The organism is Micromonospora sp. NPDC023633, from assembly GCF_040640035.1.
Taxonomy (GTDB): Bacteria; Actinomycetota; Actinomycetes; order Mycobacteriales; family Micromonosporaceae; genus Micromonospora.
Genome location: NZ_JBFABB010000158.1, coordinates 1 through 13195, shown reverse-complemented (window position 1 = coordinate 13195; position 13195 = coordinate 1). Strand labels below are relative to the sequence as shown.

Here is a 13195-nt window from a genome sequence, read left to right as displayed (position 1 = left end):
ATCTCTGAACGCCCGCCCTCATCAGGACAATGTTCTAGACCGAACGTCAATCATGTCCTGGGACGTATCCGTCAAGCATGTGGTGGGACTAGACAGCGGCGGCCGGTTGTCCGGTCTCGGGACCTGCGTGAAACATGGGTATCAGGATCTGGATGACACGTCTTGTCGGACCAGCGGGAATCATGGGAGCCATGAGTGCCTAGTCGGTGGCTCCCGGCGGATGCCAAGCCCGGATCCTCCGGTCCGGCAGGTTTCTCTTCGACGGCCAGAGCTGCACTCGCCACACATCACCGGGTTTCGTGGACCCGGGCCAGCCCCGGTTGACGAAGCCCCGACCGCAGATGCGCACCCCGTACCGCCCGTCAGGTACCTCGCACCGCCGTTGGCCCAGCGTCGGCGAGCAGTACGACAGCTCTCCGCCGTCGACCTCCAGCGCGCACTCAAAGATCTCTTCCCACTGTCCGAAGTCCCGGGGCGGCGGTTCGGCCCATACCTCGACCCGGAGTGGCATCTCGAAGTTGTTCTGATGCGGCACGCAGACGAGCACTGTGTGATCATCGCTCGCGATGTGCGGGCCGGCCTGCGCCTCCCGCCCGAGCATTCCCAGGTCGGAGTCGCCTTCCGTCGTCCCAGAGAGAGTGAACTGCCCGTAGTCCAAGGCGACTGTCATGTCATGAGCCGTGACCGGCGCTGGCGTCCCCACAGCAGACAGTTTGCCGGGTCACCGTTCACTCCCGTCGCCCCACGACCGGTCATTGCCCCACGGCGAGATCGACAGGGCAATCGCTAGCCGGATGTGTCACCCGCGTCCCGAGACTGATCTGTCACCGAGGTCCTGAGACCCGACATCGCCGGCGGCCGGTCGGTCGCCTCGTCGTCGGGCAGTGGACAGGGGATGGTGTGGGCTGGTTGCTCTCCGTACTCTGGCGGCATGGCCGCCCTCGTCGATAGCGCTCGGGAAGTTGCGCGAGAACTGCTGGAAATTCCATTGCCCCGCCGGTGGAGTCACGTCCAGGCGGTTGCCGCCAAGGCGGACCGGATCAGCGCGGCGGTGCCGGTCGAGGATCGCACGGTGCTTGTGGCGTCGGCGTGGCTGCATGACGTGGGCTATAGCCCCGGACTGGTTGATACCGGCTTCCACTCCCTCGACGGTGGTCGGTGGTTACGCCGTGAGCGGTTCGATGAGCGAATTGCCGCTCTGGTGGCACATCACTCGTGCGCCTGGCTGGAAGCCGAGGAACGTGGGCTCGGCGAGGTCCTGGCCGCCGAGTTCCCCCGGGAGGAAACGGCGGTGACCGACGCGCTCTGTTTCTCGGACATGACCACCGGCCCGGACGGGCAGAACTTGGAGGTCTTGGAGCGACTGGCGGAGATCCGGTCGCGGTACGGGCCGGAACACCTCGTCACCCGATTCATCGGCCGGGCGGAACCGGAGATGGTCGCCGCCGTGCAGCGAACCCAACGCCGGCTCGCCGGCAGCGTCGTTCAGCCGATGTAGGGCTGTGGGCGGTCCTCGTAGCCGTGGGTAATGCGCAGCAGGGTCGACGGGTGGATGTCAAGCGCGTCCAGCTCGTTGCGGGCCACCCACCGCACCTTGCGCGACTCTTCGCTCGGTGTCAGCTCGCCGCCAGCCGGCACCGCACGGAAGCAGAGTGAGAACTGCTGCCGTACCTCGCCGTCCGAATACGCGATGACGTGATCAGGGTCCGAGTAAACCCCGACCATCCCGGTGACCTCGACCCTGATGCCGGTCTCCTCCTGGGTCTCCCGGACTGCCGTCTCTGCCACCGACTCGCCGATCTCCTGGCCACCGCCGGGCAGGGACCACAGGCCGTTGTCGGTGCGCTGAATGAGCAGCACCCGGCCATGCTCGTCGCGGACGAAGACGGAGACAGCCACGACGATGCTGTTGGCCTTCGGCGCGTCCGGGTCGTGGTAGTGCTCGATTCTCGCCATGCTCCTAGGCTGCCACCTCGCCCCCCGGCTGCGGCTTGGAGGCGGAAACGACTCGGTCGAAGCTGTCGGCGTAGGTGCCGAACAGGTCACCGCCGTTGAGCCGGCGCAGGTTCATCACGGGGGCGTGTGGTGCCGGGAAACCGTACACGTGCATGTTGACGAGCATCTCGTCGTCGAAACGATAGATCGAGTTGTACAGGGTCGTATCGTGGTAGAGCACCGTCACCCCGGGCGCCTCTTCGAGCTGGCGGTAGTACTGCTGGACCTGGCGGATCTTCGCGGCCATGACACCGGGTGCACCCTCTTCGACGCTCTTTCGCTCGATCGTCGGACTGGTCGGGTCACCAAGCAGAATCTTCACGTCGACACCGTCGACGGCCTTCTGTCGCAGGACGTCGACGAGCTTCCGATCCTGCTCCACGAGGAAGAGGCCGGCGTAGGCCAGAATGCCGATTTGCTCCTCGGCCCGCTCGATCAGTCGATGCCACAGCTCGTACGGCAGTGAGGAGCGCCGGGAGTAGAGCTGGACCATCTCGCTCTGCCCGATCCTCGACGCCTTCTCCGGGGTCACCGCCTTCGGCCAGAGGTACGACACATCCTCTCGCACCATCGCCGCGATGGCGTGCCGGTAACGCGGGTACGGCGTGCGGTCCTGGGTGATCCATCGCTCCACGGTCTTCGGGTCGACCCCAATCTTGTCGGCCACCATGACGGGCGTGAGGCCGTTGCGCAGGATGGCATCGCGTAGCCGGTCGTTCGGCATTCGGCACTCCTCAAGGGCACCTACGTCGACCCCGACGCCGGTCGTACGACCTTCAAGCGGTACGCCGACGAATGGCTCGCCGCCGCGACGACCGATCTCCTCACCCGCGACCGCATCGAGTACGAACTTCGGCTGCACGTGTATCCGACCCTCGGCGACAAGCCGATCGCGTCGATCCAGCCGGCGACGATCCGAGCGTGGGCGCGCGGCTTGCAGGAGAAGGGACTGTCTGCCGGCTACCGCCGGGTCCTGTTCAGCGACGTGTCGATGATTCTGAACGCCGCCGTGGACGACAAGAAGATCGTCAGTAATCCGTTCTCAGCCAAGAGCATCCAACGCCCCCGGCACATCGCCACCAAGGTCCAGCCGTGGCCAGTCGACCGGCTCACCGCGTTCCGCGCGAAGCTGCCAGACCGCTACCGAGTCGCCGTCGACCTCGGCGCGGGCTGCGGACTGCGGCAGGGCGAAATCTTCGCCGTAAGCCCAGACGACCTGGACGCGACCCGGCCAATCCTCCGAGTCGTTCGTCAGGTCAAGCTCGTGCGCGGCGCGCTCATCTTCGCTCCGCCCAAGGGCGGGAAGACGCGGGAGGTGCCCCTCCCCACCTCAGTAGCTCGCCGCTTGGGGGACCACGCCAAGCAGTACGCGCCCGTAGAGGTCACCTTGCCTTGGGGAACCCTGACCGGCGACCCCACGACAGTCACCCTCTATTTGACGACCGCTGATGGCCTGCCACTCAGCCGCTCGAAGTTCAACCCCGGCATCTGGAAGCCCGCGATCCGAGCCACGGACATCCCTGACGACCGCCGCAACGGGATGCACGTCCTTCGGCACACCTACGCCTCAGTCCTCCTGGACGCCGGGGAGAGCATCAAGGCCCTGTCGACCTACCTCGGCCACGCCGACCCGGGATTCACCCTGCGGACCTACACGCACCTCCTGCCGACCAGCGAGGACCGCACGCGCCGGGCCATTGATGCGGCGTTCGGTGAGGACCAGGCCGCCGAGGACGGCCCGGAAGCCGCTGACGGCCTGGCGACGGCATGATCATGGTTCAGCGGCCCTCTGGACGACCTGAACCGCAGCTCAGGGCACCTACGCCCGTCACTTGGCGTTGAAGTAGCTCGCCTCCGGGTGGTGCACCACGATCGCGTCCGTCGCCTGCTCCGGCATCAGCTGGAACTCCTCCGACAGCTGCACGCCGATCCGCTCCGCACCCAGCAGCTCCACGATCTTCGCCCGGTCCTCCAGATCCGGACAGGCCGGATAGCCGAACGCGTACCGGCAGCCCCGGTAGTCGGTGCGCAGCAGACCCGCCAGGTCCGCCGGGTCGTCGTCGGCCACCGTACGACCGCCGGGCAGGACCAGCTCGGAGCGGATCCGCCGGTGCCAGTACTCCGCCAAGGCCTCGGTGAGCTGCACGGACAGCCCGTGCACCTCCAGGTAGTCGCGGTACTCGTTGCGGGCGAACATCTTCGCCGTGTACTCGCTGATCGGCTGCCCCACCGTGACCAGTTGCAACGCCACCACGTCCAGCTCGTCGCCGCGCGGCCGGAAGAAGTCGGCCAGGCAGAGCCGCCGCTCCTGCCGCTGCCGGGGGAAGGAGAACCGCGCCCGCTCGGAGTGCCCGTTCTCGTCCAGCACCACCAGGTCGTTGCCCTCGGCGTACGCCGGGAAGTAGCCGTACACCACGGCCGCCTCCAACACCTGGTCGGCGATCAGCCGGTCCAGCCAGTAGCGCAGCCGGGGCCGCCCCTCGGTCTCCACCAGCTCCTCGTAGGACGGGCCCTGCCCGCTGCGGGCGCCCCGCAGGCCCCACTGCCCGAGGAAGGTGGCCCGCTCGTCGAGCAGCGCCGCGTAGTCGGCCAGCGGCACGCCCTTGACCACCCGGGTGCCCAGGAACGGCGGGGCGGGCACCTCCACGTCGGTGGCCACGTCGGACCGGACCGAGGCGTCGTCCAGCTCCGGCAACGACTCGCTGACGATCGCCCGCTGCCGCTCTCGGCGCGCCCGGCGCGCCGCCAGCGCCGCCTCCCGCTCCGCGTCGATGACCGGCGCCCCACCGCGCTTCGCCGTCATCACCCGGTCCATCAGCGACAGCCCCTCGAAGGCGTCCCGCGCGTAGTGCACCTGACCGGGGAACATCGCCCGCAGGTCGTCCTCGACGTACGACCGGGTCAGCGCCGCCCCGCCCAGCAGCACCGGCCAGCGCTCCGCGACGCCGCGCGACGCCATCTCGGCGAGGTTCTCCTTCATGATCACGGTGCTCTTGACCAGCAGGCCGGACATGCCGATCGCATCGGCCCGGTGCTGCTCGGCGGCCTCCAGGATCGCGTTGATCGGCTGCTTGATGCCGATGTTCACGACCTCGTAGCCGTTGTTGGACAGGATGATGTCGACCAGGTTCTTGCCGATGTCGTGCACGTCACCGCGCACCGTGGCCAGCACGATGCGGCCCTTGCCGCCGTCCTCGGCGGTCTCCATGTGCGGCTCCAGGTACGCCACCGCCGTCTTCATCACCTCGGCGGACTGGAGCACGAACGGCAGCTGCATCTGACCGGAACCGAACAGCTCACCGACGACCTTCATGCCGTCGAGCAGGATGTCGTTGATGATGGAGAGCGGGCTGCGCCCCTGCGCCATCGCCGCATCCAGGTCGGCCTCCAGGCCGTTGCGCTCGCCGTCGATGATCCGCCGCTTGAGCCGCTCCTCCAGCGGCAGCGCGGCCAACTCCTCCGCCCGCCCAGCGCGCGCCGACGCGGCGTCCACGCCCTCGAAGATCTCGATGAACCTCTGCACCGGGTCGTAGCCCTCGCGGCGCCGGTCGTAGACGAGGTCCAGCGCCGCCTCCCGCTGCTCGTCGGGGATCTTGTTGAACGGCAGGATCTTGCTGGCGTGCACGATGGCGCTGGTCAGGCCGGCCTGGCGGCACTCGTGCAGGAAGACCGAGTTGAGCACCTGCCGGGCGGCCGGGTTCAGCCCGAACGAGACGTTGGAGATGCCGAGGGTGAAGTTGACGCCCGGGTAGCGACGGGCGATCTCCCGGATCGCCTCGATCGTCTCGATGCCGTCGCGCCGGGTCTCCTCCTGGCCGGTGGCGATCGGGAACGTCAGCGCGTCGATCAGGATGTCCGCGCGGTCCATCCCCCACCGCCCGGTGAGGTCGTCGATCAGCCGGCCCGCCACCCGCACCTTCCAGTCGGCGGTGCGCGCCTGCCCCTCCTCGTCGATGAGCAGCGCCACCACGGCGGCGCCGTGCTCCCGGACGATGGGCATCACCCGGGCGTAGCGGGACTCCGGCCCGTCGCCGTCCTCGAAGTTGACCGAGTTGACCACGCACCGGCCGCCGAGCATCTCCAGCCCCGCCTCGACCACCGCCGGCTCGGTCGAGTCCAGCATGATCGGCAGGGTGGAGGCGGTGGCGAAGCGGCCGGCGAGCTCCCGCATGTCCCGGGTGCCGTCGCGGCCGACGTAGTCGACGCAGAGGTCCAGCAGGTGCGAGCCGTCGCGGGCCTGGCTGCGGGCGATCTCCACGCAGGCCCGCCAGTCGCCGGCGAGCATGGCCTCGCGGAACGCCTTGGAGCCGTTGGCGTTGGTCCGCTCCCCCACCATCAGCAGGGAGGCGTCCTGGGCGAACGGCACCGGGTGGTAGACCGACGAGACGCCGGCCTCGTGCCGCGGCTCGCGGGGCGCGGGGCGCGTGCCGTGCAGGCGCTCGGCCAGGACCCGGATGTGCTCGGGGGTGGTGCCGCAGCAGCCGCCGACCAGCGAGACGCCGTACTCGGTGACGAACCGCTCCAGCGCGTCGGCCAGCTCCACCGGGGTCAGCGGGAAGTACGCCCCGTCGGCGGTCAGCACCGGCAGGCCCGCGTTCGGCATCACCGACAGCGGGATCCGGGAGTGCCGGGAGAGGTAGCGCAGGTGCTCGCCCATCTCGGCCGGGCCGGTCGAGCAGTTGAGCCCGATCAGGTCGACCCCCAGCGGCTCGATGGCCGCCAGCGCCGCCCCGATCTCGCTGCCCACCAGCATGGTGCCGGTGGTCTCCACCGCGACGTGGCAGATGATCGGGACCGGCCGGCCGAGCCGGGCCATGGCCCGCTTCGAGCCGACCACCGCGGCCTTGACCTGGAGCAGGTCCTGGCAGGTCTCCACGATCAGCGCGTCCGACCCGCCCTCGATCAGACCCTCGGCGTTCTCCTGGTACGCGTCGCGCAGGGTCGCGTAGTCGGCGTGCCCGAGGGTGGGCAGCTTGGTGCCCGGGCCGATCGAGCCCAACACGAAGCGGGGCCGCTCCGGGGTGGCGTACGCGTCGGCGGCCTCTCGGGCGAGGCGGGCCCCGGCCTCGGAGAGCTCGCGGATGCGGTGCTGGAGGTCGTACTCACCCAGGTTGGCCAGGTTGGCCCCGAAGGTGTTGGTCTCGACGCAGTCCGCGCCGGCGGCCAGGTACGCCTCGTGCACCCCGCGCACGACGTCCGGCCGCGTGGCGTTGAGGACCTCGTTGCAGCCCTCGTGGCCCTCGAAGTCGTCCAGGGTGAGGTCGGCCGCCTGCAGCATCGTGCCCATGGCGCCGTCGGCGATGAGAATCCGGTCTGCCAGTACGTCGAGCAATGAGGTCCGCACGGGATCAGGTTAGTGCCGTCGCGACCCGATCGATTGCCCCCAACGTGCCTTCCCACATTGTGTCAGCGGGATCACGCTGTCCGGTTCATCGCGGTATGGGCGGCCGCCGGCGGGCACGACCGGCGCGGCCGACGGGCCGCATCCCGCCCCGACACGTAGGCTGGCGGACGTGAAGGACAACAGCTACAGCACCACGCCCGGCGGGCGGACGACCGGGTCCGGTCCCGGCGCCGGCCCCGACGAGCAGGGTGAGGTGACGGCGTGACCGAGTTCGACGGACTGCCGGTGCTGCGGTCCCCCGTGGCGATCGCCGCATTCGAGGGCTGGAACGACGCCGCCGACGCGTCCACCGCCGCCGTCGAGCACCTGGAGCAGGTCTGGCAGGCCCGGCAGGTCACCGAACTGGACCCGGAGGACTTCTACGACTTCCAGGTCAGTCGCCCTACCATCACCATGGCCGAGGGCGAGACCCGCCGGGTGGAGTGGCCGACGACGCGCTTCATGGTGGCCAGCCCCGAGGGCACCGAGCGGGACGTCGTGCTGATCCGGGGCATCGAGCCGAGCATGCGGTGGCGCACCTTCTGCGAGCAGGTGCTCGAGATCTGCCACAGCCTGGAGGTCGAGCGGGTGGTCGTGCTCGGCGCGCTGCTGGCCGACGTGCCGTACACCCGGCCGCTGCCGATCAGCGGCAGTGCCTCCGACGCGGAGGCCGCCCAGCGCTACCAGCTCACCCCCACCCGCTACGACGGGCCGACCGGGATCGTCGGCGTGCTGCACGACGCCTGCAACAAGGCCGAGGTCGACGCCGTCTCGTTCTGGGTGCACGTGCCGCACTACGCCAACAACCCGCCCTGCCCGAAGGCCACCCTCGCCCTGCTGCACCGCGTCGAGGAGGTGCTCGACCTGCCGGTGCCCATGGCCGACCTGGCCGAGGAGGCCGCCGAGTGGGAGCAGCGGGTGCGCAGCGCCGCCGAGCAGGACGCGGAGCTCGGCGAATACGTGCGCGAGCTGGAGGAACGCGTCGGCGACGCGGGCATCACCCCGCTGACCGGTGACGAGATCGCCCAGGAGTTCGAGAAGTACCTGCGCCGCCGGGGCGGCTCCGCCGGCCCCACCGCCGGCTCCTGGTAGCACCCCTGCCCGCCCCACCGGGCCCCGGACGCCTGTCGTCCGGGGCCCGGTGTTTTGGCGTGTCCGGGGTGGCGCCGTCACCACCTCTAGGGCATCCTAGGAACCTAGTTGCGATCGAGGAGGCGGGCATGCAGATCAATCCGGGGGCCGCCGAGTTCCCGCACCGGCAGATCGCCGCGCAGCTCAAGACCCAGATCCGCCGCGGCGACTGGGGGCCGGGCGAGCGGCTGCCGTCCATCCCGGCCATCGCCGAGATGTTCGGCGTGGCGAAGCAGACCGTGCAGCGCGCCGTCGACCAGCTGCGGGTCGAGGGCATCCTGATCACCAAGCCCGGCTCCGGGACGTACGTCCGAGGCACCCGGCGGCGGCTCAACCGGCTCTCCCGGGGCCGGTACGGCGGCTTCCGCGGCTACCACACCGACCTGGCCGCGCGGTACCGGCAGCAGCTCGTCTCGGTCGGCCGGGCCCCCGCCCCGCCGGAGGTGGCCGACGCGTTCGGAGTGGCCGACGGCACCGACCTGCTCTGCCGCCGCCACCTCGTGCGCACCGAGGACTCCCCCGTCGAGGTGGGCGCCTCGTGGTTCCTCCCCGCCGACACCGCCGGCACCTCGCTGGAGCGCGCCGAGGCGTTCGGCCGCCCGCTCTACCAGGAGGCCGAGGAGGCCACCGGCCGGCGGTACGTCTCGGCCACCGACACCATCAGCGCCCGTCAGCCCAGCCGGGAGGAGGCCGAGATCCTCCAGATCCGCCCCGACACCCCCGTGCTGCACCTGCTGCACGTCGCCTACGACGGCCACCGAAAGCCGATCGAGGTCGCCCAGGCCACCTGGCCCGGCCCGGTCACCACGCTGACCGAGGAGTACAGGATCCCCGCCCCCGCCCCGGACCCGGCGCCCGACCCCGGTCTCGTCCTGGGCTGACTCCCCCGCTCGACCGCCTGCCCTGACGGGACGGGCCGTCAGCTCAGCAGCCGTCCCTTCGCGGCACTGAACTCGGCGTCGGTCAGGGCGCCGTCCCGGTGCAGCCGGGCCAGCCGCTCCAGCTCCGCCGCCAGCTCGGGCCCGCGGTACGCCGGTTGCGCCGGCGGTGCCAGGGTCGGCGGGCGCCGGTCCTCCTGGATGTCGAGGATCGAGGGATCCTCGGGCAGGTAGCGGACCGTGACCTGGTCACCCGTCCGGGGCAGGTCGTGGCCCGGGTAGAAGCGACTGGCGGTTCCGCTCCGCTCACGGCTGTCGACGGTGAACCGGACGTTCAGCCGCAACTCGGGATCGTCGCCGAACATCCGGCCGGTCTGCTCGACGCCGATGATCACCCCGGGCGTCGGTCGGCCCCGAGCGGCCAGCGCCGTGGCGCGCTCCTCGGCCCGTCGCTCCAGGTCGAGCTGCCGGGTCCGCCACCGCCCGTGCAGGACGACCGAGAGCACGGCGACCGGGAACGTCGCCGCGATCACCGACAGCAGCACCTCCGACCGGTTCGCCCAGTAGCCCCCGAGCAGGCCGAAGCCCCCGCAGACCCACATCACCAGGCCGAACGGCAGCCGCCCGGCGGTGCCACCCCGGTAGGTGACACCACCGGCCCAGCTCAGGGCGATGATGGCGAGCAGCAGGCCCCCGAAGATCCGCGACGCCGAGGCCGCGCTCTCCTCGCCGGCCCGGTTCTGCAGGGTGATGCCGTCGACGAGCAGCCGACCCGCGACGAGGGTGAGGAGCGCGGCGCAGGCCAGAGCGGCGAGCCGGCCGGGATCGAGACGGCGGGCGGCCGAGGTGTCCATCGAGGCATCGTAGCCGTGAGCTCCACCAGTGCCCCCGCCGCGGCCGGCCGACGCCCGAGCCTGGGCGGGCGGCGGCCCGGCGTGCGGCGACGGTCGGGTGTGGAGTCAGAGGCGGATGCCGAGCAGCGCGTCCAGCGTGGCGGCGAAGAGGGTGGGGGCGGCCGGGTCGCCGGCGGTGCCGGCGAGGGTCGCCTCGGCCCACCCGTCGGCCAGCGCCAGGGCGCCCGGCGAGTCCAGGTCGTCGGCGAGGCGGGCGCGTACGCCGGCCAGGAACTCCTCGCCCGACGGGCCGGCGGGCGCGGCGGCGGCCCGCCGCCAGCGGGCCAGCCGCTCCTGCGCGGTCGCGAGCAGCTCGTCGGTCCAGGCGCGATCGGCGCGGTAGTGCCCGGAGAGCAGGGCCAGCCGGACCGCCATCGAGTCGACCTGGTCGGCGCGCAGCCGGGAGACGAAGACCAGGTTGCCCCGGGACTTCGACATCTTCTCGCCATCCAGGCCGATCATGCCGGCGTGCACGTAGTGGCCGGCGAACGGCGCCGCGCCGGTGAGCCGCTCGGCGTGCGCGGCGGAGCACTCGTGGTGCGGGAAGATCAGGTCGTTGCCGCCGCCCTGCACGTCGATCCGGTCGCCGAGCAGGTTGAGCGCGATGACCGCGCACTCGATGTGCCAGCCCGGGCGGCCGGCGCCCAGCTCGCCGCCCGGCCAGGACGGCTCGCCCTCGCGGGCGCCCCGCCACAGCAGCGGGTCGAGCGGGTCGCGCTTGCCGGCCCGGTCCGGGTCTCCGCCGCGCTCGGGGAAGATCTCCAGCATCTGCTCGCGGGTCAGGTTGGACTCGTAGCCGAAGCGGGGAGAGGCGGCGACGTCGAAGTAGACGTCGCCGGTGCCGTCCTCCAAGCGGTACGCGGCCCCGTCCTTGAGCAGCAGGAGGACCTTGTCGGCGATGTCGGGGATCGACTCGACCGCCCCGACGTAGTGCGCCGGCGGGATGATCCGCAGCGCCTCCATGTCCTCGCGGAACAGCGCGGTCTCCCGCATCGCCAGGACCTTCCAGTCCTCGCCGTCCCGCTCGGCCCGCTCCAGCAGCGGGTCGTCGATGTCGGTGACGTTCTGCACGTAGCGCACGTCCCGGCCGGCGTCCCGCCACACCCGCTGCACCAGGTCGAATGCGATCATGGTGGCGGCGTGACCCAGATGCGTGGCGTCGTACGGGGTGATGCCGCAGACGTACATGGTCGCGGTGCCGGTCGGGTCGCTCGGGTGGGCGCCCTGCCGCGCCGAGTCGAACAACGACAGCGGCTGGCCCCTGCCCGGCAGCCGCGGCACCTCATGTCCCGCCCAAGAGTCCATGACCGTCAGCCTAACCAGTCGGCGCGGCGCGGCATGCCCGCCCCACAGTGATCATCACGACAACGCCGTGGGGCGGGACGCCGGGGCCGGATCGCCGTCCGGCGGGCGCTCACATGGGGGGCCAGGGCACCGCCGGCCAGTCCTGCGACGGCTGCGGGAACAGGCCGGTGTGCCGCAGCCGGTCGACCCGGGCCGCCAGCTCAGCGACCTCCCGGATGGTCAGGTGTTCGGCCAACTCGGCGCCGAGCGCCCCGGGGAGCTGGCCGGCGAGCACGTCGAGCATCTGCACGGCGTCCGCCGGCAGCTGCCGGCCCGCCCAGCCCCAGAGCACCGTGCGCAGCTTCTCCTCGACGTGGAAGCTCACCCCGTGGTCGACGCCGTAGATCCGGTCGTCCGGACCGACCAGCACGTGCCCGCCCTTGCGGTCCGCGTTGTTGATCACCGCGTCGAGCACCGCGAGCCGCGCCAGCCTCGGATCGTCGGCGTGCGCCAGCGCGTACGGTGTGCCGTCGTCGTCGCGGGCCGCGGCGATCGCGAACCAGCGGGGCGGCAGCGCGTCGGCCGGCACGAACCCGACCAGGGGCTCGGCCTCCTCCGGCTCGTCGATCCAGAGCTGGCACGATCCCGGCCCGAACGGGCCGTCGCGCAGCACCGTCGGCGGCACCAGGTCCCACCCGGTGGCCCGGGAGACCACGTACGCCGAGACCTCCCGGCCGGCCAGCGTGCCGTCCGGGAAGTCCCACAGCGGGCGCTCACCCCGCACCGGCTTGTAGACGCAGCGGGCCGTCACCCCGTCGAGGGTCAGGATGCCGCGCAGGGTGGTGTTGGAGGCGTCGACGAGCCGCCCCTCCAGGTCGAGGTGGCCGTCCCGGAGCAACCGGAGCGCGGCCTCGCCGTCCTGTCGGGGCTGGAGGTCCGACGACGTCACCGGTGGTAACCGTTGTGGCGCGGGCAGAGGTGGCCGGCGGGATCCAGCGGCTGGCCGCAGAGCGGGCAGGGCGGACGGCCGGCGTTGACCACCCGCCGGGCCCGCTCGATGAACTGGCGGGTCGCCTCGGGGGTCAGCCGCACCCGGAGCCGGTCGAGGTCCTCGTCCGGTTCCTCGTCCTCGTCCTCGGCGTCCTCGTCGTCGTCGGGCTCCACACCGAGGTCGACCTCGACCTCCGCCTCGCCCACGGCGATGGCCTCGATCACCACGGTTGCGGTGTCGACGTCGAACGCCAGCCCGAGCGTGCCGACCCGGAACTCCTCGTCGACCGGCGTGTCCAGCGGGTCGTTGTCGCCGACGACGGCCACCGGCTCGGGCAGCTCCACGCCGAAGCGGCGCTGCGCCTCGGAGAGCAGCTCCTCGAGCTTCTCGGCCAGCAACGACACCTGGACCTTCTCCAGCGCGACGCTGACCAGCCGGCCACCGCCGCGCGCCTGGAGGAAGAACGTGCGCTCCCCCGGCGGCCCGACCGTCCCGGCGACGAACCGCTCCGGCGGCTCGAAGGCGTGCACCTGGTGGGTCATACCCACGACCCTATCCGGCGCGCCACGGCGCCGCGCACCCCACCGACGCGAATCGCCGCGCGCCCGCCGCGCCCGGCGCACCGGCCGCCGCAGCCGGG

Annotated in this window: 12 protein-coding genes; 4 read left to right on the top strand and 8 right to left on the bottom strand. The window is 71.4% G+C overall.

Features of this window, described 5'->3' with window-relative positions:
• Positions 1-199: 199 nt before the first annotated feature.
• Positions 200-670, bottom strand: coding sequence for a hypothetical protein (locus tag AB0G13_RS30885; RefSeq protein ID WP_357881989.1), 471 nt, complete (start codon positions 668-670; stop codon positions 200-202).
• Between the two features lie 261 nt (positions 671-931).
• Between AB0G13_RS30885 and AB0G13_RS30880 the strand changes: the two genes are divergently transcribed.
• The gene (locus AB0G13_RS30880) at positions 932-1498 is read left to right on the top strand and encodes an HD domain-containing protein (RefSeq protein WP_357881986.1); all 567 of its coding nucleotides are present in this window, start codon (positions 932-934) and stop codon (positions 1496-1498) included.
• Here AB0G13_RS30880 and AB0G13_RS30875 read toward each other — a convergent pair.
• Together AB0G13_RS30875 and AB0G13_RS30870 are read right to left on the bottom strand one after the other, a co-directional pair.
• Positions 1486-1956, bottom strand: a complete 471-nt coding sequence (locus AB0G13_RS30875; RefSeq protein ID WP_357881983.1) for an NUDIX domain-containing protein — start codon at positions 1954-1956, stop codon at positions 1486-1488. The two genes, AB0G13_RS30880 and AB0G13_RS30875, sit on opposite strands and share 13 nt — an antisense overlap.
• Positions 1957-1960: 4 nt before the next feature.
• The gene (locus AB0G13_RS30870) at positions 1961-2665 is read right to left on the bottom strand and encodes an XRE family transcriptional regulator (protein ID WP_357881996.1); all 705 of its coding nucleotides are present in this window, start codon (positions 2663-2665) and stop codon (positions 1961-1963) included.
• Positions 2666-2986: 321 nt separating this feature from the next.
• Between AB0G13_RS30870 and AB0G13_RS30865 the strand changes: the two genes are divergently transcribed.
• Complete coding sequence (locus tag AB0G13_RS30865; protein ID WP_357881993.1) at positions 2987-3766, top strand: site-specific integrase; 780 nt, start codon at positions 2987-2989, stop codon at positions 3764-3766.
• A 57-nt stretch (positions 3767-3823) separates the two neighbouring features.
• Here the strand turns inward: AB0G13_RS30865 and metH are convergent, their stop codons facing one another.
• The gene (gene metH / locus AB0G13_RS30860; RefSeq protein ID WP_357881980.1) at positions 3824-7339 is read right to left on the bottom strand and encodes a methionine synthase; all 3516 of its coding nucleotides are present in this window, start codon (positions 7337-7339) and stop codon (positions 3824-3826) included.
• 261 nt (positions 7340-7600) lie between these two features.
• Between metH and AB0G13_RS30855 the strand changes: the two genes are divergently transcribed.
• The gene (locus AB0G13_RS30855) at positions 7601-8470 is read left to right on the top strand and encodes a PAC2 family protein (RefSeq protein WP_101409578.1); all 870 of its coding nucleotides are present in this window, start codon (positions 7601-7603) and stop codon (positions 8468-8470) included.
• Positions 8471-8598: 128 nt separating this feature from the next.
• The gene (locus AB0G13_RS30850) at positions 8599-9390 is read left to right on the top strand and encodes a GntR family transcriptional regulator (protein ID WP_357881977.1); all 792 of its coding nucleotides are present in this window, start codon (positions 8599-8601) and stop codon (positions 9388-9390) included.
• 38 nt (positions 9391-9428) lie between these two features.
• Here AB0G13_RS30850 and AB0G13_RS30845 read toward each other — a convergent pair whose 3' ends face one another.
• The 4 genes from AB0G13_RS30845 to AB0G13_RS30830 all read right to left on the bottom strand — a co-directional run bounded on the left by AB0G13_RS30845 (position 9429) and on the right by AB0G13_RS30830 (position 13097).
• Positions 9429-10241: a DUF3592 domain-containing protein gene (locus AB0G13_RS30845; protein ID WP_357881974.1), complete on the bottom strand. Its 813-nt coding sequence runs from the start codon at positions 10239-10241 to the stop codon at positions 9429-9431.
• Between the two features lie 105 nt (positions 10242-10346).
• A complete protein-coding gene (mshC, locus tag AB0G13_RS30840) occupies positions 10347-11585 on the bottom strand; it encodes a cysteine--1-D-myo-inosityl 2-amino-2-deoxy-alpha-D-glucopyranoside ligase (RefSeq protein ID WP_357881971.1) in 1239 nt (412 codons plus the stop codon).
• Positions 11586-11694: 109 nt separating this feature from the next.
• Positions 11695-12513 (bottom strand): SCO1664 family protein, encoded by an 819-nt coding sequence (locus AB0G13_RS30835; protein ID WP_357881968.1) that lies wholly within the window; start codon positions 12511-12513, stop codon positions 11695-11697.
• Entirely contained in the window at positions 12510-13097 is a 588-nt protein-coding gene (locus tag AB0G13_RS30830) for a DUF3090 domain-containing protein (protein ID WP_357881965.1), read from the bottom strand. The genes AB0G13_RS30835 and AB0G13_RS30830 overlap by 4 nt, the downstream gene beginning before the upstream one ends.
• Positions 13098-13195: the final 98 nt, after the last annotated feature.

What these genes read in the sequence shown, in the direction of transcription:
- AB0G13_RS30850 (WP_357881977.1), top strand. Translation starts at nt 8,599, where the DNA reads ATGCAGATCAATCCGGGGGCCGCCGAGTTCCCGCACCGGCAGATCGCC.
- AB0G13_RS30875 (WP_357881983.1), bottom strand. Translation starts at nt 1,956, where the DNA reads ATGGCGAGAATCGAGCACTACCACGACCCGGACGCGCCGAAGGCCAAC.
- AB0G13_RS30880 (WP_357881986.1), top strand. Translation starts at nt 932, where the DNA reads ATGGCCGCCCTCGTCGATAGCGCTCGGGAAGTTGCGCGAGAACTGCTG.
- AB0G13_RS30870 (WP_357881996.1), bottom strand. Translation starts at nt 2,665, where the DNA reads ATGGTGGCCGACAAGATTGGGGTCGACCCGAAGACCGTGGAGCGATGG.
- AB0G13_RS30865 (WP_357881993.1), top strand. Translation starts at nt 2,987, where the DNA reads ATGATTCTGAACGCCGCCGTGGACGACAAGAAGATCGTCAGTAATCCG.
- mshC (WP_357881971.1), bottom strand. Translation starts at nt 11,585, where the DNA reads ATGGACTCTTGGGCGGGACATGAGGTGCCGCGGCTGCCGGGCAGGGGC.
- AB0G13_RS30845 (WP_357881974.1), bottom strand. Translation starts at nt 10,241, where the DNA reads ATGGACACCTCGGCCGCCCGCCGTCTCGATCCCGGCCGGCTCGCCGCT.
- AB0G13_RS30885 (WP_357881989.1), bottom strand. Translation starts at nt 670, where the DNA reads ATGACAGTCGCCTTGGACTACGGGCAGTTCACTCTCTCTGGGACGACG.
- AB0G13_RS30830 (WP_357881965.1), bottom strand. Translation starts at nt 13,097, where the DNA reads ATGACCCACCAGGTGCACGCCTTCGAGCCGCCGGAGCGGTTCGTCGCC.